16 protein-coding genes are annotated in these 24,410 nt (G+C 40.2%); 11 read left to right on the top strand and 5 right to left on the bottom strand.

Annotated features, from left to right (window positions below):
• Positions 1 to 249: 249 nt before the first annotated feature.
• The 7 genes from RBH95_RS03360 to tsaB are packed head-to-tail and all read left to right on the top strand — an operon-like array spanning position 250 to position 8,015.
• Entirely contained in the window at positions 250 to 951 is a 702-nt protein-coding gene (locus tag RBH95_RS03360; protein WP_307901313.1) for an ABC transporter ATP-binding protein, read from the top strand.
• Positions 944 to 2,188: an ABC transporter permease gene (locus RBH95_RS03365; RefSeq protein WP_307901314.1), complete on the top strand. Its 1,245-nt coding sequence runs from the start codon at positions 944 to 946 to the stop codon at positions 2,186 to 2,188. The genes RBH95_RS03360 and RBH95_RS03365 overlap by 8 nt, the downstream gene beginning before the upstream one ends.
• 1 nt (position 2,189) lies before the next feature.
• Complete coding sequence (locus RBH95_RS03370) at positions 2,190 to 3,449, top strand: ABC transporter permease (RefSeq protein ID WP_307901315.1); 1,260 nt, start codon at positions 2,190 to 2,192, stop codon at positions 3,447 to 3,449.
• A 41-nt stretch (positions 3,450 to 3,490) separates the two neighbouring features.
• Positions 3,491 to 4,651, top strand: coding sequence for an efflux RND transporter periplasmic adaptor subunit (locus RBH95_RS03375; protein ID WP_307901316.1), 1,161 nt, complete (start codon positions 3,491 to 3,493; stop codon positions 4,649 to 4,651).
• Between the two features lie 50 nt (positions 4,652 to 4,701).
• Positions 4,702 to 6,042 carry a TolC family protein gene (locus tag RBH95_RS03380; RefSeq protein WP_307901317.1) on the top strand — a complete coding sequence of 447 codons (1,341 nt, stop codon included), beginning with the start codon at positions 4,702 to 4,704 and terminating at the stop codon, positions 6,040 to 6,042.
• A 5-nt stretch (positions 6,043 to 6,047) separates the two neighbouring features.
• On the top strand, positions 6,048 to 7,328 hold the full coding sequence (locus tag RBH95_RS03385; protein WP_307901318.1) for an efflux RND transporter periplasmic adaptor subunit: 1,281 nt from the start codon (positions 6,048 to 6,050) through the stop codon (positions 7,326 to 7,328).
• A gap of 15 nt (positions 7,329 to 7,343) precedes the next feature.
• Positions 7,344 to 8,015 carry a tRNA (adenosine(37)-N6)-threonylcarbamoyltransferase complex dimerization subunit type 1 TsaB gene (tsaB, locus tag RBH95_RS03390; protein WP_307901319.1) on the top strand — a complete coding sequence of 224 codons (672 nt, stop codon included), beginning with the start codon at positions 7,344 to 7,346 and terminating at the stop codon, positions 8,013 to 8,015.
• On the opposite strand, the gene RBH95_RS03395 is transcribed toward tsaB, so the two are convergent.
• The 4 genes from RBH95_RS03395 to RBH95_RS03410 form a co-directional block, all read right to left on the bottom strand.
• A complete protein-coding gene (locus RBH95_RS03395) occupies positions 8,016 to 8,828 on the bottom strand; it encodes a mechanosensitive ion channel family protein (protein WP_307901320.1) in 813 nt (270 codons plus the stop codon).
• Between the two features lie 107 nt (positions 8,829 to 8,935).
• Entirely contained in the window at positions 8,936 to 10,972 is a 2,037-nt protein-coding gene (locus RBH95_RS03400; protein ID WP_307901321.1) for a thioredoxin domain-containing protein, read from the bottom strand.
• A gap of 137 nt (positions 10,973 to 11,109) precedes the next feature.
• The gene (locus RBH95_RS03405) at positions 11,110 to 11,310 is read right to left on the bottom strand and encodes a dodecin family protein (protein WP_307901322.1); all 201 of its coding nucleotides are present in this window, start codon (positions 11,308 to 11,310) and stop codon (positions 11,110 to 11,112) included.
• 123 nt (positions 11,311 to 11,433) lie between these two features.
• A complete protein-coding gene (locus RBH95_RS03410) occupies positions 11,434 to 12,336 on the bottom strand; it encodes a NifU family protein (protein ID WP_307901323.1) in 903 nt (300 codons plus the stop codon).
• A 375-nt stretch (positions 12,337 to 12,711) separates the two neighbouring features.
• On the opposite strand from RBH95_RS03410, the gene RBH95_RS03415 reads away from it, so the two are divergent.
• On the top strand, positions 12,712 to 18,987 hold the full coding sequence (locus RBH95_RS03415; RefSeq protein WP_307901324.1) for a choice-of-anchor L domain-containing protein: 6,276 nt from the start codon (positions 12,712 to 12,714) through the stop codon (positions 18,985 to 18,987).
• A gap of 5 nt (positions 18,988 to 18,992) precedes the next feature.
• Entirely contained in the window at positions 18,993 to 20,000 is a 1,008-nt protein-coding gene (locus RBH95_RS03420) for a type IX secretion system membrane protein PorP/SprF (protein WP_307901325.1), read from the top strand.
• 72 nt (positions 20,001 to 20,072) lie between these two features.
• On the opposite strand, the gene RBH95_RS03425 is transcribed toward RBH95_RS03420, so the two are convergent.
• On the bottom strand, positions 20,073 to 21,233 hold the full coding sequence (locus RBH95_RS03425) for a VWA domain-containing protein (RefSeq protein WP_307901326.1): 1,161 nt from the start codon (positions 21,231 to 21,233) through the stop codon (positions 20,073 to 20,075).
• Between the two features lie 210 nt (positions 21,234 to 21,443).
• Here RBH95_RS03425 and RBH95_RS03430 point away from each other — a divergent pair, with 210 nt between their 5' ends.
• Both RBH95_RS03430 and RBH95_RS03435 read left to right on the top strand, forming a co-directional pair.
• Positions 21,444 to 23,609: a histidine kinase gene (locus RBH95_RS03430; RefSeq protein ID WP_307901327.1), complete on the top strand. Its 2,166-nt coding sequence runs from the start codon at positions 21,444 to 21,446 to the stop codon at positions 23,607 to 23,609.
• Between the two features lie 51 nt (positions 23,610 to 23,660).
• Positions 23,661 to 24,395 carry a LytTR family DNA-binding domain-containing protein gene (locus RBH95_RS03435; protein WP_307901328.1) on the top strand — a complete coding sequence of 245 codons (735 nt, stop codon included), beginning with the start codon at positions 23,661 to 23,663 and terminating at the stop codon, positions 24,393 to 24,395.
• Positions 24,396 to 24,410: the final 15 nt, after the last annotated feature.

The following is a 24,410-nucleotide window of genomic DNA, read 5'->3' on the forward strand; positions in this document are numbered from 1 at the left end:
GCAGCAGAGGGTGTCAATAATGGGATTGTATATCTTATGGCTATACCATATATCTTGATAGGTGGCCTTGGATTTATAATCTATTACAAATTCTTTCGGACCCAAAAATCAAAATAGTTTCATTTTACTGTAACATATTTTCATTATTTCAGTCTTAATAGTGTACCCTGTTAAGTAATTCTTAACAATTTGTTAGTATAAAAGGTGTTAACTTTTATGTAACATTGTATAGGTGATAACTATCTGTTTATGATTGAAATAAATAATATTCACAAGTCTTACCATATGGGGAGCAATAGCCTTCATGTGTTAAAGGGAATCAATTTTAATGTAAAGGAAGGCGAACTGGTTTCCATTATGGGATCATCGGGGTCTGGGAAGTCTACATTATTGAACATTTTGGGCATGCTTGACGAAGCGGATTCAGGTGAATACCGTTTGGATGGATTTCCTATTAACAATCTAAACGAAAAAATTGCCGCTAAGTATAGAAATGAATTTCTAGGATTTATTTTCCAATCCTTTAACTTAATTAATTACAAAACAGCCTTAGATAATGTCGCGCTCCCATTGTATTATCAGGGTGTTAAAAGAAGGGAGCGTGTGGATAAGGCAAGGCATTATTTGGAAAAAGTGGGCCTTGGGCCTTGGGCCAACCATTTGCCAAGTGAACTTTCAGGTGGGCAAAAGCAAAGGGTTGCCATTGCAAGGGCATTAGCCAGCGACCCAAAGGTTTTATTGGCCGATGAGCCGACAGGTGCTTTGGATACAACAACATCCTATGAGGTTATGGAGTTGATTCAGGGGATTAATGATGAAGGCAAGACTATTTTGGTGGTGACTCACGAACACGATATCGCCAATATGACCAAACGAATTGTAAACCTCAAGGACGGCGTAATTATTGATGATAGTTTGGTAGAACAAGTTAGAGCTTCTCAATATGTTTGATATTGAACGATGGCAGGAAATCTTTGAAACGCTACGAAAAAATAAACTTCGAACGTTTTTAACCGGGCTTTCGGTGGCCTCGGGGATATTTATACTTGTTATTTTGCTAGGGTTCAGTAAAGGCATAGAAAATGGTGTGACGTCGCAGTTCCAAAGGGATGCTACTAACATGATAACGGTTTGGACCAATAGAACTACTAAGGAATACAAAGGCCTAAACCCTGGTCGATACGTCCAACTAAAGAATGGTGATTTTGATATGGTTTCTACCAAGTACAAAGATTACTTGGAGTATAAGTCATCTCTTCATGGTATGTGGGGAGTGACCATGACTTATGGAAATGAAAGTGGAAGTTACCGTATCAGAGGCGTGATGCCTGAACATCAATTTATTGAAAATGCCGACATCTTAAAAGGACGTTTTATAAATCAAGCGGATCTTGATGAGGCCAAAAAGGTAGCTGTTATTGGCAACAAGCTTAAACGAGATTTATTTAAGGATGAAGATGCCATAGATAAGAATATCTTAATGTATGGTATGAATTTTAAGGTTATTGGAGTATTCACTGATCCAGGTGGGGATCGGGAAGAAGATCAAGCTTATATACCGATATCTACGTCGCAAAAAGTATTTAATATAGGGGATAACATTCGGAACATGTTGTTCACGGTAGAGATGTCCGATAATTTTTCTGATGCGGTTGCCTTATCTCAAAACATTTCCACGGAAATAGAATCCCAAATCAAGCAAATGCATACGGTAGCTCCAGATGATACTGGAGCAGTTAGGGTTTATAACACGCTTGAAGAAGCCAAGAAAATATACAAGCTAATAGATACCATTAAGGCTGTGTTTTGGTTTGTGGGAATAGGGACAATTATTGCGGGAATAGTAGGCGTGGGAAACATCATGCTTATAATTGTAAAAGAACGTACCAAAGAAATAGGTATTCGAAAAGCTTTAGGCGCTTTGCCCTGGTCAATAATTGGTATGATTATTCAGGAGGCAGTTTTTGTAACCATGTTTTCTGGACTCTTCGGGTTGATTTTTGGTTTAGGATTATTGGAAGCCGTGGGGCCTCAGGTGGAAAGTGATTTTATAAAGTATCCACAAGTAGATTTTAATATAGCCATAACCACTGTGTTTATTTTGGTGTTTGCGGGAGCATTGGCTGGGTTTATTCCAGCATATCGGGCAGCAAAAATTAAGCCTATTGAGGCATTAAGGGACGAATAATATGTTTAATAAAGATCGTTGGGACGAAATATTACAGGCGCTTGCCACTAATAAATTCAGAACGTTTTTAACCGCTTTTGGCGTTTTTTGGGGTATCTTTATACTAGTATTATTGTTGGCTCTAACCAATGGACTGAAAAATGGTGTCACTGCAGATTTTGGTGACTTTGCCACTAATTCCATGTTTATGTGGACCCAAAGAACTTCTGTTCCTTACAAAGGAATGCCCAAAGGGCGAAACTTCAATTATAAATTGGATGATGTAGAGGCTATTAAAGCTCAGGTGCCCAATTTAAAATATGTGTCTCCCCGAAATCAGTTGGGTGGGTTTAGGGGATCCAACAATGTTACTAGAGGAACCAAAACTGGAGCTTTTGAAATCTACGGTGATTACCCGGAATACATTAATCAGCAACCTATGGATATTCTGCAGGGTAGATTTATTAGCTATTCCGATATCAATACCAAACGGAAGGTGTGTGTTATTGGAACTGATGTTGTCAAGGGACTTTATGATAAGGGAGAGGAAGTCATGGGGTCTTATATCAAGATTAATGGTGTAAATTTTATGGTAGTGGGCACTTTTAAGATGAGCAACAGTCAAGGTGATCGCGAACAGGATGCCAATACTGTATATATTCCATTTACAACGTTTGGTCATGCCTTTAATCGTGGAGATAATGTTGGTTGGATGGCCATTACAGCAGTTGATGATATAACGATAACATCTGTAAAGCAGCAAGTCTTCGATTTAATGAAAGCTCGACATAAAGTGGCTCCAGAAGATGACAGGGCCATTGGTCACTGGGATTTATCCGAGCAGTTTGAGCGTATAAATGGGCTTTTTACCATCTTGACTATTGTTGGTTATTTTGTAGGGGCCTTGGTACTTATGTCTGGAATTATCGGGATTAGCAATATCATGCTCATTGTGGTGAAAGAACGAACTAAGGAGATAGGAGTACGTAGAGCTTTGGGAGCAAGTCCTTGGACTATAAAGGGGCAAATACTTCAGGAAAGTCTTCTTTTAACGATTCTGTCTGGAATGGTAGGGATTTCCTTTTCGGCTTTCATGATTTGGCTGCTCAATTACTTGTTGGATAGTAGTGGCCCCGTTGAAAATTTTGCGAACCCAAGTGTTAACATGACCGTGGTGTTTACGGCGTTAATAATATTGGTGGTATCTGGATTGTTAGCAGGATTGATACCAGCCAATAGTGCCACCAAAATGAAACCTGTTGATGCCCTGCGAATAGAATAAAACTTGAAACATCCTAACAAACCAAATAAATAGCATTACCGATGAAAAGAACAAAAACCGTTATTATTCTCATGTTTATAGTGATTGCGTTTTCTGCAGCGCTATACTATTTATGGCAAAAAAATCAGGAGAATCCTATTAAATATACTACCGAAGCACCTAGCGAGCAAACTATTGTAGTAAAAACGGTGGCAACAGGGAGTATTGTTCCAAAGGAAGAAGTATTGATAAAGCCAAATATTTCCGGAGTAATAGAAGAGATTTTTATTGAAGCGGGAGAATATGTAAATTCGGGAGATCTCATTGCCCAGATTCGAGTGATTCCAAATGTATCTTCATTAACAAGTGCTAAAAATAGTATCGCAAGCAGTCAAACGGCATTGCAAACAGCACAAATTAATTTGGAAACGCAGCAGGCAAATTATGACAGACAGAAAGCTTTGTTTGATAAAGGGGTGATTTCTGCTAATGATTTTGAAAGCATAAAAAACACCTATTTACAAACCAAGCAAAGTGTAGAGCAGGCAAAGATTAACCTGACTTCAGCCAAACAGAATTTTGATATTATTAAAACCGGAACCACGAGCGGTTTGGGAAATATTGCACAAACCCAAGTAAGAGCAACGGTTTCGGGGATGGTTTTGGACGTACCGGTTAAAGTGGGAAATCAAGTGATTGAAGCCAATAACTTTAATGAAGGAACATCCATCGCATCGCTGGCAGATGTTAAAAAAATGATATTTGAAGGAAAGGTAGATGAGAGTGAGGTTGGAAAAATAAAGGAAGGTTTGCCATTAGAAATTACTGTAGGAGCTATCGAGAACAAAGAGTTTGATGCGGTCTTGGATTATATTGCTCCAAAAGGTGTGGAGGAAAATGGGGCTATTCAATTTGAAATAAAAGGAACCCTTACCAAAATGGATACCACCTTTATAAGGGCTGGTTTGAGTGCCAATGCAGCCATTATTTTGGATAAAGCAGAAAAGGTGTTGGCTATTAAGGAAGCCTTGGTGCAATACGATAAAGAAACAAAATTACCTTTTGTCGAGATTGAAAAAGGCGATCAGGATTTTGAACGTAAAGATGTTGAGTTGGGGATTAGTGACGGGATATATGTTGAGGTGAAAAAGGGTGTAACAAAAGATGATAAAATTAAGGTGTGGAACCAGCTACAGGGAGCACCTCAGTATGCTCAAAATTAATTCGTGAATTTTGTAACACTTTAACATTTACACAGACTTATAAACCGATTATGAAAAAACAATTTTTCCTATTTATAGCGCTTATTTCCTTTGCTGCTCAAGCCCAAGAAAAAAAATGGACCCTAGAAGAATGTGTAGAATACGCTTTGGAACATAATATTTCCATCCAGCAATCCGCACTAGATTCAGAGTTGGCAGATATTGACAAAAATCAGGCAGTTTCAAATTTTTTCCCAAATTTAAGCGCCTCGGCATCCTACAATATAAACACTGGGGCCAATATTAACCCAGCCACCAACCAGTTCGAAAATGAGACTTTTAAATCGGCTTCTGGAGGAGTTAGCTCAGGTGTTAATATTTTTGCGGGGTTAAGAAACTGGAAAAGCCTTCAAAGAGCAAAATTGAATCAATTATCATCTCAGTATGCTTTAGACAAGATGAAAGATGATATCTCATTGTTTGTCGCAAATTCATTTTTGCAAATTTTATTCAATAAGGAACAGCTTAAAGTACTTCAAGCTCAAAATGTAATTACTCAAGAAAATTTGCAGCGAACTCAAGAAATGGTCAATGCAGGAACCTTGCCTGAAGGAGATCTTTTGGAAATTAAAGCAACCGATGCTACCCAAAAACAAGAAATCATTGCAGCAGAAAATACATTGTTTATATCAAAACTTGGCTTAGCACAATTGTTACAGATAAAGGACTATCAAAATTTTGATATTGTAGATGATGAATATGATATTATCTCGGAAAATATTTTGAATGAAAATGCGCAAACTATAGCTGATAAGGCAAAGGTTGAATTGAATGATATTAATATTGCTGAAACAAGTTTGTTAATTGCAGAAAAGGACTTGTCTTTGGCACGTTCAAACTATTTTCCAACACTATCTGGTTTTTTAAGTTACAACACGCGTTGGTCTAGTACGCAAATAGACCCATTTACTGGAGAAGAAATCGTATTTTTGGACCAGTTGTATATATTCGATGGTACAGCAATAGGATTTCAATTGAATGTTCCTATTTTTAATCGGTTTACAACCAGGAATAGTGTAAATAGAAGTAAGGTAAATGTTGAAAGAGCGAAATACCAATTGGAGCAAGCTGAGTTGGATCTAGAATCTAATGTATATCAAGCATACAATGATGCCAAGAATGCTAAGAAAGCCTATGAAGCTGCGGTTCAAACTGAAGAAGCAAGGCAGTTGGCTTTTGAGTATTCAAAGGAGCGTTATAATGTGGGATTGTCTAATGCGTTTGATTTTAACCAATCGCGCACGCAATATGAAAATTCGCAATCGCAAGTTATTAGAACCAAATACGATTACATATTTAAACTCAAAGTTTTGGAGTTCTATTTTGGAATTCCAATCACCCAAATTAATTAGATTTTATGAGTAAAAAAGGACTCATTGCTCTTCTCGCAATCATAACTTTAGCTATTGTTTTAGTTGTAGGTAAAAAAATAGGCTGGTTTGGTAAGCAAGGGAATTTTAAGGTTGTAGAAACTCAAGAAATTGCCTTAATGGATATTGTGGAAACCGTTTCTGCTACAGGAAAAATCCAGCCGGAAATAGAAGTGAAATTATCCAGTGAGGTTTCTGGAGAAATTATTGAGCTGCCAATTGTGGAAGGGCAGCAAGTTAAAAAAGGGGATCTTTTGGTGCGTGTTAATCCGGATATTTATCAGTCCAATTTAAACCGTTCTCAAGCTACTTTACAAAATTCCAGAGCGGGCTTAAGTCAGGCAGAGGCTTCTTTGAAAGAAGCAAAAGCTAATTATGATAGAAACAAGATTCTGTTTGAAAAAGGCATTATTTCCAAGTCCGATTGGGATAAGGCCATTTCTTCTTATGAAGTGGCACAAGCCAGTAAGGAGTCTGCCTATTTTAATGTGCAGAGTGCGGCTGCAACCGTAAATGAGTCAAGGGACAATCTTAGCAGAACAACTATTTATGCTCCCATGAGTGGAACAATTTCCAAATTGGATGTGGAGTTAGGTGAGCGAGTTGTAGGAACCCAACAAATGGCTGGTACCGAGATTATGAGAGTGGCCAACCTGAGTAATATGGAAGTAGAGGTTGATGTGAACGAGAATGACATTGTAAAGGTGCAAATTGGTGATTCTGCAATCGTTGAAGTGGATGCCTATCTTAAAAAGGAATTTAGAGGAATTGTAACCGAAATAGCTAATTCAGCAGAAGGAAATTTAACAGCAGATCAGGTTACCAATTTTAAAGTAAAAGTTAGAATTTTAGATGAATCCTATAAAGATTTAACCGAAGGTAAACCTGAACATTTTTCTCCCTTTAGACCAGGAATGACGGCTACGGTTGACATAATTACAACGACAAAAAATAGTGTAGTTGGAGTGCCTATTAGCGCTATTGTAATAAAAACGGATACAAGTTCAGGCAAGCCATCTGGAGCTCCCAAAATGGGAGGTGGCATCTTAGATGAAAAATTTGAGTGCGTATTTGTCAGAAATAATGATGAAGCCAAGTTGAAAGTGGTAAAAACGGGAATTCAAGATGATGCCAATATTGAGATAGTTTCAGGGCTTTCCGAAGGTGAAGAAATTATTACCGGGCCATACAATGTTGTTTCTAAAACCTTGAAACCTGGTGATAAAATAGAAATACAATCAGAAGAAAGTAAGCAGGAGGAGATTTAGTTTAGGGTTGCAATTATGGCGTTGATATTAAGTATAGAGACAACTACCACCAATTGTTCGGTGGCAATTTCTGAGGAAGGAAAAACAATTGTTTTAAAGGAAGATAATGGAAATGGGTATTCTCATGCAGAATCTTTGCATGTGTTTATCGATGAGGTTATAAAATCTGCCAATATACAGGGTGCAGAATTGGATGCTATTGCAATCAGTAAAGGACCTGGATCATATACGGGGTTAAGAATTGGGGTGTCCGCAGCGAAGGGATTATGCTTTTCGCTGGATAAACCATTGATTTCGGTATCTACTTTAGAGGCTTTGGCATGTCAAGTAAATGCTTTTGATGGAGTCATAGTTCCCATGTTGGATGCTCGAAGACTAGAGGTGTATTCTGCTATTTTTGACAACAATTATAAAGCAATAAGAGAAGTTCAAGCCGAAGTATTGGATGCGGATTCCTATGCTAAGTATTTAGAAAATGGTTCAGTTCACTTTGTAGGTAACGGAGTAGAAAAAACAAAGGGGCTGATTTCGCACCCCAATGCCATTTTTGTGGAAGGAAAGTTGCCATCGGCAAAAGAAATGGGAGCTTTGGCTTATGATAAGTTCAAAAAAAACGACATCGAAGATGTCGCTTATTTTGAACCTTTTTATTTGAAAGACTTCATTGCATTAAAGCCTAAGTCTTAATTAGCCTTCTTTGTGAATTTCCACACTGTGTGGGTAAGGAATTTCAATACCTGCAGCATCAAGTGCTTCTTTGGTACTTTCCATAACATCAAAGTATACAGTCCAGTAATCTTCAGTTTTACACCATGGTCTTACGGCAAAGTTTACCGAGCTATCGGCTAATTCCAAAACGGTTACCGATGGCGCCGGATCTTTTAATACTTTAGGGTGAGATGTCAATTGCTGCATGAGGACTTCTTTAGTGGCTTTGATATCGGCATCGTAGCTCACACCAAAAACGAAATCTACACGTCTAGTACCTAATGAAGTATAGTTGATGATGTTTCCGTTGGATAAAGAACCATTTGGAATAATAATTTCCTTGTTGGATAGTCCTGTTAATTTGGTAGTGAAGATTTCAATTTCCTTAACAACACCCATTTCTCCTTGGGCTTCAATTAAATCTCCAATTTTGATAGGTTTGAAAATCATGATTAAAACACCTCCAGCAAAATTCGCTAATGACCCTTGAAGAGCCAATCCAACTGCCAAACCTGCTGCGGCAATAATGGCTGCAAAAGAGGTGGTTTCAACCCCAACAGTTCCTAGAACAACAATTATCAGAACTATTTTTAAGGCCCAATTTAGGAGGTTTAAAAGAAATTTTTTGAGACTGATATCATAATCTCCTTTGTCTAAAATTTTCTTAGTAGTGTTGAACAATATTTTAATGACCCAGGACCCAATGATCCAAATTGCAATGGCTCCAAGAACCTTTGGTCCAAAATTTACAATTAAGTCATATCCTTTGTCTACCCATTTTTGTAGTTCCATATAAGTGTGTTTTAAATTATTAATCAAATGTAGGGATAATCATTTAAAACTGAAAGTGTTAATACGTAAGTAACAGAAATTTAAAATTTAGGAGGCATTACAAATTTTCACTTCAAAATCATTTCCAGGGCTTTGTCTGTTTCAGTCACAGGAAGTTGGCAAGTTTTGTTCACACAAACATAAATCATTGTTTTGTTGTCAAGGTAGCGATCCTTTAATAATGGTGATTCTTTTGCTGAGGTACTGCCAGCAATGAGCTTGTTGGGAATATAAAATTCGTTGATTTCCGAAAGTTTGTTAGAGGCATTTTTGCCCACCACCACAACTTCATAAAATGGATTGGTGTAATTAAGCATTAAATCTAACCAATTTGAAAACCCAGAACCATAAGCCTTCATTTCTTCTTGAACATTATTCAGCAGGGTAGTTGCTGTTTTTTGGTAATAGTCGTTATCAAAATAATGAGATAATTTGAAAAGGTTTTTGGCCATTACTGAATTTGATGAAGGAATCACATTGTCTCTATATTCAATGTTTCTAGTCACCAAACTCGGGTCTTCGTTGGAGGTGAAAAAGAACATGCCGTTTTGGCTATCATAAAAATGATCTAGTGCATAATTGGTGAAATCTCTTGAATAATTTAACCATTGTTCATCCAAGGTGTTTTCGTATAAACTGATAAATGCGTCTGTAGTTAGGGCGTAATCTTCTAAAAAGCCATTAATGGAACTATGGCCATTTTTGTAGTTGTGGAATAAGCCTCCATCTTTTTTTAACTGTTGTTGAAGAATAAAATTAGCATTGTATTTTGCTATATCAAGATATTTTTCGTCCCGCAAGACTCTGTAGGCATCAACATACGCCTTGAGCATAATGGCGTTCCAAGAAGTGAGTGTTTTGTCATCCAGTCGAGGGTGCTCTCTCAAAGCTCTGGCTTTTAGCAAAGCTTGATGCCATTTATTTTTTTTCGAGTCAAGTTCATCTTGGTGTAAGTCAAATTTTTTACAGAACTCAACATCGTCAAGTGTCCTTATTAGCACATAATTATTGCCTTCCCAATGGCCGTATTGATTAACATTGTAATATTCTGCAAATAATGTGAAGTCGTTGGAAAGTAAGGTTTTTAATTCTTCTTTGGTCCAAACATAATAAGCGCCTTCTTCCAAATGTCCTTGGGTGTTATTGCTGTCGGCATCCAAGGCAGACATAAAAGCCCCTTCGGGAGTGGTGAGTTCTGTTTCAATAAAGTGTAACGTTTCGGTTATTACGTTTTTGTAAAGATCCTTTTTGGTGAGAAGATAAGCGTCTGCATACAGACTTACTAATTGCCCGTTGTCATAAAGCATTTTTTCGAAGTGAGGCACATGCCATTTATCGTCAACTGAATATCTGGAAAAGCCCCCGCCAATTTGATCAAAAATACCACCATAGGCCATTTGGGTCAAAGTAAGGTTGACAAAATCTAGTAAAGATTTGTCATTGGTTTGATAGGCATACCGCAATAAAAACTGATAGTTATTGGGCATCATGAATTTTGGAGCTCTTTTTAGGCCTCCGTTTACATGGTCAAAAGATTGTGACCACTCAGCAACAATACTATCTATTTGAGTAAGATTAAAATCAGGTGTTTCCTTGTTGAGGGTAACCAGGTTCATAGATTTGAGTCCTTTTTCCAACTGGTCTGCATAATTATAGAGCTGTTCTGGCTGTTCTTGAAACAGTTTGGAAATTTGTGACAGAGCACTCATCCATTGCTCCCTTTTAAAATAGGTGCCGCCCCAAACTGGCCTACCATCGGGGAGTGCAACAATATTCAGGGGCCAACCTCCGCTTCCAGTCATTAGCTGTACGGCATCCATATAGACTTGGTCTATATCGGGGCGTTCTTCACGGTCTACCTTTATGCTGATGTAGTTAGCGTTCATAACCTCGGCAACCTTTTCGTCTTCGAAACTTTCATGTTCCATAACATGGCACCAATGACAGGCCGAATAACCAACACTAATGATTATTAGTTTATTTTCCTCTTTGGCAAGTTGAAGGGTATTGTCGCTCCAAGGTTTCCAGTCAACAGGATTATGAGCATGTTGAAGTAGGTAGGGACTTGTTTCGTGTATAAGGTCGTTTGTAAATTGATGTGTCATGGGTTTGGAAGATTGACCGTTGCAACTAAATAATAAGATAATAAGAAAGAAAATCAGGTATCTCATAATTCAAATGTAGTGAAAAGCCATAAAAAAAGCGCCCGATGATTAGGCGCTTTAAGTCTTTAAGAGCAATGCTAATCAACCTCAAACGTAATTTTTACATTCACTCTGAATTCGGTGATTTCATCTCCTTCTACAACGGCACTGTGCGAATGCACAAATACAGATTTGATATTTTTAATGGTTTTGGAAGCGTGTTTCACTGCTGATTTTGCTGCGGCTTCCCAACTTTTATCGGAGTTTGCTAAAACTTCTATAACTTTTAAAACGGCCATAATAAGTAACTTTAAATGGTTAATAATAAGTGATGTATAAAGGTACAAATTATATAGGCGATTTTTTGGTTTTTACGTGGTGAATATTAGGTTAATTTAGTGATTTTCAATTAATTGAATATGCTATCCGTTAATTGCTTCAACCGTTTGAACTTTGTCTTTTAGCATTTCTCTCAACATATTTTCAATACCATTTTTTAAGGTGAATGTTGAAGATGGACAACCGCTACAAGCACCTTGCAAGATAACTTTAACCGTTTTGGTGTCTTCATTATAAGATTCAAATTGAATGTTACCCCCATCACTAGCTACTGCAGGTTTTACGTATTCTTCCAATATGTTGATGATTTCCTTGGAAGTGTCATCTAAAGATTCAAAATTGGCATCCAATTGTTCTTGAGTTTTTTCTAAAACCACATTGGCATTTGGAGCAACAATCTCTTTTCCATTTTCAATATAGCTTCGAATAAATTCTCTTAGTTCCATCGTGATGTCATTCCACTCGGCAATATCGTATTTACTTATGGAGACATAATTTTCGTCTATAAACACATTTTTCACAAATGGGAAATGGAACAGTTCCGTAGCTAAAGGAGAAAGTTTTGCCTCATCAATTGAAGGAAACTCAAAAGTTGCCGTTACCAATTTTTTATTGGCAACGAACTTCATTACTGAAGGATTCGGAGTGCTTTCTGCGTAAACAGTTACAGGAACTTTCTTGGAAGGGGCAGAGGCTTCAATGATAATGCCGCCAGAATTAAGGTATTCCTGGATTTGATTCGCAACTTCTTCTTGCACATCGGCCCATTCAACAATATTGTAGCGCTCAACGGCAATAAAATTACCAGAGATGTAAACTTTTTTTACAAAAGGAAGGTAAAACAATTGTTGTGCCAAAGGAGATGGTTTGGCTTCATCAATATTATTGAATTCAAAACTTTGATGTTGGGTTAAAAACGTATCGGCTTCAAATTTTATGATGCTAGGGTTATTGGTGGCTTGTATTTTGATTGTTATATTTTCCATGGAAATTATTTTTTGCAAAAATACTAAAAGCATTTGGCAAAGAAATATTAAATAAACCTAAAATTTTGAATGGAAAATCAATGAAATGACTAATTACTGCAGGATTATTTGGATAGGTTAATAAACATTTAACTTTATTTTAAAATATTAGGTCATATTTGACAAATTTTCTTATTTTTCGCCCCACTTTTAAAGCCCTTTGTTTTACTTCGAAACACATAAAATCCATTTTATTTTGTTTTGGTAGAGGCTTTTAGAGGTTATGTAGGCTATTAGATCATAATTTTTAAGGAAAGTTTCCCGTTAGGTAAGTTAGGAATTTACCCTAGATGACTGTTATATGTATAAATCTGATAGTTAAAATTTTGTAGCATTATGAAGAAAATTTACGCATTACTTACATTTTTAATATCTCTTAATGTTTTTGCCCAAGATATTCTCATGGAAAATGGGACATTCAATCGGTGTGAACCTGATATGTTTTATGACTCTGGAGGGGCTGGTGGAAATTATGCCAGTGGCGAGAGTTATGTAACTACAATTTGCGCTGTGGATAGTGAGGATTTCGCAATTGTAAATTTTATTTCTTTTGCTACCCAGTTAAATGCAGATACTTTAACAATCTATGATGGGCCGGATACAGCTTCGCCTATTATTGGTGTGTTTTCTGGAGCTAATAATCCAGGACAAGTCGAAGCTGGCCCAGACAATGCCAGTGGTTGTTTGACTTTTGAATTTGTGTCCAATGATTCTGGAGTAACAACGGGTTGGGAAGCTGAAATTTTATGTGCTTCTCCATGTCAAACAATTACACCATCTATTGCAGCGGTTCCTGCTGTGGATACTTCAAACACCATTAATGTATTGCCAAATGAGACCATTGAATTTTCAGGTAGTGCATTGTTTTCCGAAGATGGTACAGGTGCTACATATACTTGGGTTTTTGGAAATGGAGATACGGCAACAGGAGAAAATGTGAGCTATGCATACCCTAATTTTGGAACCTTTACGGTGACCTTGGTGGTAGAGGATACGAATCCACAGGGATGTAACGCTATAGTCCAAGTTACAGTTTTCGTTCTAGGACCAAATTTGGTGATCGATGAAGATACCTATACCATAGAAGAATTAGTTACCGATGTCCTTATAGATAGTCCGTGTGCAGATGTATCTAATATTAGCTATTCAACCGGGACTAACTTTGGGGATGCTAATGGTATAGCCTATTTCTATGGTGACGGACAGGCTTTCCCGTTTGAGGATGGAATCCTTATGATGTCAGGAGATGTTACAAATGCTGGTGGTCCTAATAATAATGCTTTAAGTGGAGGTAACTGGCCAGGGGATGCTGATTTGGATGAGATCGTAATAAATGGTACTGAAACAGTAAACTCAAATGATGCTAGTGTAATAGAATTCGACTTTGTTCCTATCGCTGATAGTATCAGCTTTAACTTTTTGATGGCTTCAGAGGAATATAATGGAAGTACAGGAGGGACCTACGAGTGTACGTTCTCTGATGCTTTTGCCTTTTTGTTAACTGATGAAGCGGGAAACACTACGAACCTCGCGGTGCTTCCTGGGACTACTACGCCAATTTTGGTGACCAATATTCATCCGGATAACCCTGGTTGTGATGCCATAAATGAACAATATTTTGGAGGTTATACAGGTAATGGGCAGCCGCCAATGTCGTTTGATGGAAGAACTACTGTGTTTACAGCGTCATCTGCTGTAAATCCAGGTGAAAATTATCATATTAAATTAGTAATTGCAGATCATAATGATCACGCTTTAAACTCGGGTGTATTTTTACAAGCGGGTAGTTTTAGTTTAGGAGGGTCTTTAGGAGACGATATAACTATCGCTGCAGAAAACACAACCTGTGGAGGAGGAATAATCACTTTAGATACCAATGCACCGACTGCTACTCATACTTGGTATCAAGATGGAGTTGTAATCGAAGGAGAGACTTCTTCAGTTTTAGATGTTACAGAGAATGGTGAGTATACCGTGGATGTTGTATTTTCTGAGGATTGTCAAGCTACAGATTCAATTATTATTGAGTTTTATCCATTCCCAGAAATTCAAGAGATACAGGATTTAAGTGATTGTACGCCTGCAACAACTGCCGATTTCGATTTAACAGTAAATACACCATTGATTCTGGGAACTCAAAATCCAGATGATTTTTCGGTAACATATTATGAAACAGAAGTAGATGCAGAAGCCCAGACTAACCCAATTGCGGACCCAGTAACTTATACCGCAACAAATGGACAGATTTTATATGTAAGAATTCAAGATGTATATTCTGAAAGCTGTTATACTGTAGGTCAATTTTCAATAGCTATAGGAAACCCAAGCATTAATTCTGTTCTTGATTTGGAATTATGTGATGATGACAGTAATGATGGTTTCGAAGCATTTGATCTGACCACTCAAGATGCGGGAATATTAGGCGCTCAGTCAAATACCGAATTTGCTATTACCTATTATACCAACTATGCGGATGCAGAAGCAGGAATTGGAGCCTTGACAAGTCCGTATACCAATACGGTTAATCCACAGCCTATTTACGTTAGAATAGAAAATGTAGATGATGAAACCTGTTATGAAGTACTGCCTGATCCTGTCTTCAATTTGGTAGTAAATTATAGGGCACAAGCCTTGGAAGTATCTGGTTTATCACTATGTGATGACATTTCGGATGATGGCACAGAAATATTCGACCTAACTGTTCAGGACAGTTTTATCCTGGGGGCTCAGGACCCATCGGTATACAATGTAGGCTATTATACCAGCCTTTCGGATGCCGAATTGGCACAGGGAGCAATCACCACGCCATCGGCCTATGGAAACACGACAAACCCACAGACCATTTATGTAAGGGTAGAGGACCCGGCCTATCCGGACTGTTACGGGACCACAAGTTTCCAGCTTGAGGTGAACCCACTGCCAAGTTATGTGGCGCCAACCCCATTGGAGGTATGTGACGACAACGTTCCTGACGGAATGACTGACATTGACCTTACGATAAAGAATACGGAGATCAACGGAAACAACCCTGCCTATGCGGTGAGCTACCATGGCTCCCTGGCCGATGCCGAGTCTGGAGCCAATGCCCTTGCAATCCCTTATTTCGGGACCACGGGAGAGACGGTTTTCGTACGCATAGAAGATATCCAAACGGGCTGTTACAGCACGACGACCTTGGACCTTGTAGTGGAACAGGCCCCAGAGGCGAACATTCCAGATCCATTGGAGTACTGTGATGCGGACAGCGACGGTTTTGGCGTGTTCGACCTGTCTGATGCGGATGCCGGGATCACGGGAGGTACGACGGGACTGGTACTTACCTACCACGAGACCCAGGCGGATGCGGACAACGGCGTGAACGCCCTGTCGAGCCCTTACAACAATATTGTGGCCAATACCCAGACGCTCTATGTGCGTGTTGAGAGCGCAACGATCGCAACGGACTGTGCGACGATCGTGGAGCTTGTGCTTGTGGTGCACCCAACCCCACAGTTGGAGGAGCCAACGGCCCTTGAGGTCTGCGACGACGCCTCCGGCGACGGCTATGCACAGTTCAATTTGACGCTCAAGGACGCGGAGGTACTTGACGGGCTTGACCCGGTACAGTACGGCGTATCCTATTACCTGACTGAGGACGATGCCGAATCGGGCACCTCTGCCATTCCCAATCCATTGAGCTTTACCAATACGGTACCGTTTGCACAGCAGGTGTGGGTACGCGTTGAGGACAGTGCCAACGGCTGCCACAAGGTCGTGCCATTGGAGCTTATCGTGAACGCCCTACCGGTATTGATGCAGCCGCTGCCATTGGAGCTTTGTGACTACAACAACCCGGGCGACGAGCAGGAGTCCTTTGTACTTGAGGAGAGTACCGACGGGATCCTTGGCGGACAGGTGGGTATTGTACTGAGCTACCACCTTACGCTGGCAGATGCCGAAAACGGCGACAATGCCCTTGTGAGCCCCTATACGAACATTGCCAACCCACAGACGATCTTCGTGAGAGCGGAGAACAGCAATACGGGCTGCTACAGCACGGTGATCCTGGACCTGAGGGTGAACCCGATCCCGTCACCGGAGGCAGACCCGACGCCATTGGAGGAATGTGACGGTGACAACGACGGCTATGCGAGCTTCGATTTGGAGGAGCGCACGCAGGAGATCATCAACGGTGAGCTGGACATTGCCATCACCTACCATGAGACGATATCGGATGCCGAGAGCGGGGACAATGTGCTCTTGAGCCCTTATGACAATATAGTGGCCAATGCCCAGGTGGTATATGCCAGAGCGGAGAACATGGTAACGGGCTGCCACAGCGTGGTTGGCCTACAGCTTAACGTACTGCCGTCACCGGTAGTGCCAACGGCCATCGAGGACTATGTAATCTGCGATACGAACACGGACGGCTATGCAAGCTTCGATTTGACCGGTATGGATGCCGAGATCCTCGGTGCGCAGGACCCATCGCAGTTCGAGCTTAGCTACCACCTTACCATGGCGGACGCAGAGTCCGGAGCGGCACCGATCGCCAATCCATGGGGCTATGTGAACCAGACCAACCCACAGATGATATACGTAAGGCTGGAGAGCCTTGACAACGGCTGTGTGAGCACGGGCGAGTTTGAGATCCGTGTGGAACTGCCACCGGTAGCGGTGCAGCCAACGCCGCTGCAGCTTTGCGACGACGATGTTGCGGATGAGCTGACGGTGTTCGACCTTACGGTAAAGGACGGGGAGATCACGGGCAATGAGGGGAGCTGGAGCGTAAGCTACTACGAGACCCAGGCTGATGCCGATGCGGGGACCAATGCGATCCCGGACCCAACGGCCTATGTGAACACTTCGGTTAACGGAGTGGCGGCGAACCCACAGACCCTATATGTGGTGGTTACCGATACGGACACGGGCTGTACGGACCAGACGACCTTGACCATCCGCGTATTGCCGAACCCTACCCCGAGCCAGGACCCATCTGATATTGCACTGTGCGACGATGAGAACACGGGAGACGAGGTGGAGCTGTTCGACCTTACGGAGAACGAGACCTATATCATCAACGGAGAGGCCGGTGTATCGGCGAGCTACCACGAGAGCCTTTTTGATGCGGAACAGGATACCAATGCAATCCCTGACCCAACGGCCTATGGGAACATTTCCAGCCCACAGACCATCTATGTGCGCGTGGCCAACGACATCACGGACTGTTATACGATCGTGGACTTTGATATCTTGGTGAACCCACTGCCGGAGGCAGTTGCCGTAACGGACATCGTGGCCTGTGAGAACAACACGGAAGGGGCCTATGCCTTCGACCTGTCTCAGAAGGACGAAGAGGTGCTGGGCGGACAGGACCCTGCGCTCTATGGGGTGAGCTACCACGTATCGCAGTTGGATGCGGACAATGGGGACAACGACCTTGTGAGCCCGTTCACCAACACCGTGAACCCGCAGCAGATCTTTGTGGCGATCACCAATCTGGATACAGGCTGTTCGATAAGTACTCAGAGCTTCTTTGTGGAGGTACAGGAAGCGGCGGAGGCCAATCCGGACATGGAGGCCATCCTCTATGAGCTTTGTGATGACAATATGGAAGTGGACGGAGATCCGACCGACGACAGCGTGCAGTTCGACCTGTCTGCCATGGACGCGGAACTGTTGGACGGACAGGACCCAGCAAACTATACGGTGAGCTACTATGCCAGCGAGGCGGATGCCGAAGCGGGTACAAGCCCATTGCCGACCCTTTATGAGAACGTGGTCAACCCACAGGTGATCTATGCCCGTGTGGACAACGATACCACACCGGACTCCATCTGTTACGCGGTGGCAGAGCTGACCCTTCAGGTGAACCCACAGCCGGTGTTCGACCTTTACGACAGCTATGTGCTGTGTCTGGATACCAACGGAACCGAGGCGATCGACCCACCGGTATTGGAGACAGGGCTAACGGAACCTGACTATCTGTTCATCTGGTACTTCAACGGTCAGGAGATTGCGGGGGCTACCGGCGGTAGCTATGAACCGACAGAAGCGGGAATCTACAGTGTAACGGTAATCGACGTATCGACTTCTACGGTGACCATGTGCGAGCGCACGGACACCACTGAGGTGATCGAGAGCGCACCGCCGAGCATTGTAGCGGAAGTGGTGACCGAGGCCTTTGCAGACAACCATGTCGTGGTGGCCACGGCCAGCGGAGACAGCAGCTATGAGTACAGTCTGGACGACGGACCATGGCAGGAGAGCGGTGTGTTCGAGAACGTGCCATGGGGAGAGCATACAGTAACTGCTAGAGATATTTTGGGCTGCGGAGAGGCCAGTGTGACAATAAGTGTACTGGATTATCCGTTATTCTTTACGCCTAACGGTGACGGTTACAACGACACTTGGAACATTGTTGGATTTAGTAGTCAAACTAACACTAAAATTTATATATTTGACAGGCTCGGAAAATTGCTCAAACAGATCTCTCCATCTGGCGAAGGATGGGACGGAACGTACAACGGAGCAGCGATGCCGAGCAGTGACTACTGGTTTGTTGTGGAGTACGTGGAACCGTCGACGGGACAGAGCAAGGAGTTTAAAGCCCATTTTACTTTGAAAAGATAGAATTTATGAATTTAAAAAAGTATTGTTTAATAGCAATTGTAGCATTATTTACAAAATTAGGAACAGCGCAAGAAGGCCTTCCAATCTATTCAGATTACTTAACCGATAATTATTATTTGATTCATCCCTCCATGGCAGGTGTAGCCAACTGTGCCAAAGTGAGATTGACTGCACGGATGCAGTGGTTTGGCCAAGACGATGCTCCGGCATTACAAACATTGAGTGTTAATAGTAGAATTGGAGAATCGCAATCGGCAATTGGAGCGATTGTATATAATGATAAGAATGGGTACCATTCGCAAACGGGTGCTTATGTAACTTATGCACACCACTTGATGTTTTCAAGAAATGAAATTGATTTGAACATGTTGTCTTTTGGTTTAAGTGTTGGGGCTATTCAATATCGTTTGGATGAAACCGCTTTTATCAATGAACCTTTTGATCCTATTATTGCGGGCGTGGAACAAAGTGCCACTAACTTTAATGTGGATTTCGGGTTTTCATATCATTTCTTGGATTTCTATGCCCATGCTACCGTTAAAAACCTATTGAACAATGATGGTGTCAATTTTAATGAGCAAGGATTGAGTTATGAGAATTTAAGAACCTATTTGGTGTCTGTTGGAAATGTATTCCAAAAATATGGGAGTGATTGGACCTTTGAACCTTCGGTTATGTTCATGTACAGGGATGCCACTGAGGAATCTTCATTCGACTTAAACATTAAGACTTATAGAGAGATGGATTTCGGAAAAGTTTGGGGAGGATTGTCCTACAGAAGAAGTTTAGATGGTGCTGAATATTTGGACGGTTCAGGTGTGAGCAATCAAAAACTTCAGTATTTTACACCTTTTGTTGGGGTAGATTACAATAATTTTGTGTTCGCTTATACATATTCGTACCAAGCAAATTCAGTAGTATTTGACAATGGTGGCTTCCACCAAATTACTTTGGGATATAACTTTAACTGTAGAAAAGAGAAATACCACTGTAATTGTCCTGCAATTAATTAATAGAATATCATATATATCTAAAAAACGTCCCGATTTCGGGACGTTTTTTATTTGAAGACAACTTATCCTCTTCTACCATTGGTAGTTTTTCCTTTTGGCTTGTGTTTTTATCGCAGAGAGCATGGCTTCTTCCAAATTTTGATCCTCTTCAGTTTTGTTTGCTTCAATGAAGTGCAGTCGCTTTTTGTTGAGTTGCTGTATTTTTTCTTGTATAGCTTTACGCTCCTTTTCCTTTGCAGCGACATAGGCCTTAATTTCTGATGGAGACTTGCCCTGCAATTCTTCTGACAGTTCGGAGGATTCTAAATCTTCAAGTTTTAATTCTTCATTTGAGACAGCGTCCACCAAATCCCAGTTGGAATTTGTATAGAGGTGAGTGCTTTTGCTTACGGTGCGACTTACGCGACTTGCTTCCCCTAAAGCAGCCGCATTGGTGTCTTGAATTTTCTGTTCCATTATTTTCTCTTTACCAATATTTCCATAAGCCACATAAGTTCCATTCAGTTTTTGATTGAGTTGAAGGATTTCACTATCATATGGAGTGGCTATATAAACAGTTTGTTGGTTGTGGTCAATAGCCATATAATTGCCATGGCCAACATCCGCACCTTCTTTCCAATAGGTATTTATTCCTAGGTTGTAATCGCCGCAGAAAATGGTATTCACTGTAATATGTTTTTCTACGGCCAATTCAGACGCTTTTTTGTAATTAATTGGCCCTTGTGTAAAAGGTTCGTTTCCTGCAATAAAAATGAGCTTTAAATCATCTTGATTGTTGCCCCATTGCAGTTCGCTAAGAGACGTTTGAATAACTTGACCACAATATTCTTGACCTCCATTAGTGCTGAGTGAAAACAATTGCTTGGAAATGTCATCCAAATCGTCACTAAAGGGAAGAATTTGCCTTATATATCCATCATCTGCATTCAGGTTATCATTGCCATATTCATAAAGCGCAATTTGAAGTTTTGGGCTGTTGCCGTTGCATTTGGCATAGGAGAGTTCGTTGACAATTTTCCATAATTGCGCTTTAGCCTGGTCAATGAGGCCATCCATACTGTTGCTTGTATCCAATAACAAGGCTACTTTAATGTATTGTTCTTGATTATGGGGTGCGGTATCGTGAATTACGGTTGCTAAATCGGTTGTCATTGGTTTTGAATTGTTGGCATTACAGGAGCACATAACAGCAACACTTGTAGCCAATAGGAAAGGTTTGAGAAGTGGTTTCATAATCTTGTTGTTTTTTGATTTGAACTTTAAAGCTATAATGACCTTATTTCTTATTAAACCTAGAATTAGTGAATTATCAGGTTGAATGAGTGAATGGGGAATGCTGTTGAGTGAGGCTGTCTAAAGGCTTGGTCTTTGGATAGTTTTTTGATTTTTTCAGTTTTAAAATGCCAATTAAAGTGATTATGTTTATACATTCAATATTCTTAAATGGCTGCAATTTTTAAATACAATTTTATACTGCTGTTTTGTTTGGCTACCTTCTTTGCAGTTGGCCAAAATCAAATACTACAGGAGGCACAGACCTTTATCGTTAAAGGTAAGGTAGAAGAAAAGAGGACTTACCAACCCATTCCAAAAGTGAATATTGAGGTAAATGGTGGAGGCTATACTAAGACCGATAGTAACGGGGAGTTTAGAATCCAAGTGAAAATAGGTGATGAATTGGCCATTCGACACAAAGATTTTGAAACAGTCTATTACACCATCGTGAGTCAAGATCGTATCTTGGTGCAGGTAGAACCTGTAAGTCCTTCTTTGGTTAGCAATCGTTATCAAAAAAGAGATTTTAAAGCCTTTAAGCAGTTGATTGATTCTGCTAATGTGTATGCTAAACAGGATGCCGAAAAGGCCATTCAGTTTGTCACCGAGGCACTCAAGGAAAGTTATTCGGTCAACCAAAGTGCCGAAGCCTATGAAACCTTGGCAGATATTTACAAAGCTTGGAAGCAGTACGATTTAGCTGTTAGCAATTATAGGATTAGTCTCCAAAATCAAATGTCCAATGAGGTTCAGTTAAAATTAGGAGATGCCTATAGATTGAACAAAAACTATCAGGAAAGTTTGGATGTCTATGGAACTATCGATTTGGGGAGTTTACAGGCGTTTCAGAAAGTAGTTTATTATGAAGGTTTGGGAGATACCTATTATGGAACAAAAGCTTACACAAAAGCTATAGAGAATTACAAAAAGGGCCTAGGGGAAGCACAAACGCATTTAATCACTCCAAAGGTTACGGACTTGAGTTCCAAAATTGCACAGGCTTATAATTCGCAAGGGGAAGTAGAAAAGGCTAAAAAATTATTTGATAATTCATTAAATCTGGCTTCTAAGGAGAATAAGAAAAGAGCTGTGGAAGAGAAAATCACCGTAGCGGAATTTAATAGTGAAAACCAAAACTATTCCGATGAAATTAAGTTAAGAAAGGAGGCCTTGGATGATATTTCGGATATTCAACTTCATGATTCCATAATAGACAATGAAAGTGCGCTTACACCGCAAAAGCAGAATTATAAGATAGGAAATGCCTATTTTCTTCAGAAGGATTTTGACAGTGCTATTTCCTATTTGGAAAGAAGTATTAAGGAGGCTGATGATAAGGAAGATTTGGTGGTGAAAAAGGATGCCACCCGTAAATTGTCTGATGTATATGCCGATGCTGGAGATTTTGACAAAGCAAGGAAGACTTTTGAAGAGTACACCGCAGCGGTTGATGAACTTTATATTAAAAAGGAGCAAGAGATTTCGCAGTTGGCGCGTTTCAACAGGAGTATTATTGAAAAGCAAAATAGGATCAATAGTTTGGAAAGTGACCGACAATTATCTGAAAGTAAATACCAGCTTTCCAACGAGCGCAACAAGCGACAACAATTGATTATTTATTCCTTGGTGTTTGGAGTTGTATTGCTTTTGGTTACCGCCTATTTCATGTTTAAATATATCAAGCAGCAACGTTTGGCCAATAATTTGCTGGCATTGAAATCATTGAGGAGTCAAATGAATCCGCATTTTATTTTTAATGCTTTGAACTCGGTAAACAGTTTTATAGCGCTGAATGATGAGCGTACCGCAAACAAGTATTTAAGTGATTTTTCCTATTTGATGCGGGCCGTTCTGGAAAACAGTGAGGAAGACTTTATTCCGCTGCAAAAGGAAATTGAGTTATTGGAGCTTTATACCAAATTGGAGCATTTTAGGTTCAAGGACAAGTTTGATTATAGCATTACCGTGGATGACCGAATAAATGTTGGGGATTATAAAATTCCGCCCATGTTGTTACAGCCTTATATTGAAAATGCAGTATGGCACGGTTTGCGCTATAAAAATGAAAAAGGTCATTTATCTATTGCTATAGACAAGGTAAACGAGGATGAAATATGTATTACCATTGCAGATGATGGTATAGGGAGGGAGCGTTCCAAAGCCTTGAAAACTGAACGACAACAGCAACAAAAAAGTAAAGGGATGGACAATATCAAAAAGCGAATTTCCATTCTAAACGACATGTACAAGGATAAAATTGATGTAAGGATTGAGGACTTTCAGCAGGAAGAAGATTCAGGTACTAAAGTGGTAGTTACCCTGAAAAAGGATTAGGACGATTAAAGTACATCTCATAAGATATAAAAACAACCAAAATCTAGCATTATGAAACTAAGAGCCATTATCGTTGAGGACGAAGAAACCAGCAGAGAGATTTTAAAGAATTATCTAAAAAAATACTGTCCCAATGTGGAAGTTTTAGGTGAGGCAGCTAATGTTGAGGAAGCCTTGGTGTTGCTAAGAAATCAAGCTTTGGACTTGGTGTTTTTGGATGTTGAAATGCCGTATGGAAATGCCTTTGATTTATTGGATAGGGTAGGAGATATTAATTTTGAAACGGTATTTGTAACCGCTTATAACCATTATGCCATCGACGCCTTGAATGCTCATGCGTCTTATTATTTGATGAAACCGGTTTCTATAGACGAACTCATCAAAGCCGTGGACTATGTTACCGAAGTGAAAACTAAGGAAAATGCGCTTCAAGATCAGGTGTTGGTTCCTAAAACCAATGGGATTAATGGGAAGATTACAATACCCCAACAGGATGGGTTTGAAGTTTTAAATACAGCCGATATTTTGTACTGCAAAGCCGATGACAATTACACCGAAATATTTTTAGGAAATAACCGAAAAAAACTGGTAAGTAAAACACTAAAATACTTTGAGGAAGCCCTAATAGGTAGTAGTTTTGTAAGAGTCCATAAAAGCTATTTAGTGAATATCAATGAAGTCACTAAATATGTAAAAGGGAAGGGAGGGAGCGTTGTGTTGAGCAACGGTAAGGAAATCATGGTTTCGGCCTCCAAAAAATCAGATCTGCTATCTTATTTTAAATAATTCTACGTTTTTTAA

The organism is Mangrovimonas sp. YM274 (genome assembly GCF_030908385.1).
In the GTDB taxonomy this organism is placed as follows: domain Bacteria; phylum Bacteroidota; class Bacteroidia; order Flavobacteriales; family Flavobacteriaceae; genus Mangrovimonas_A.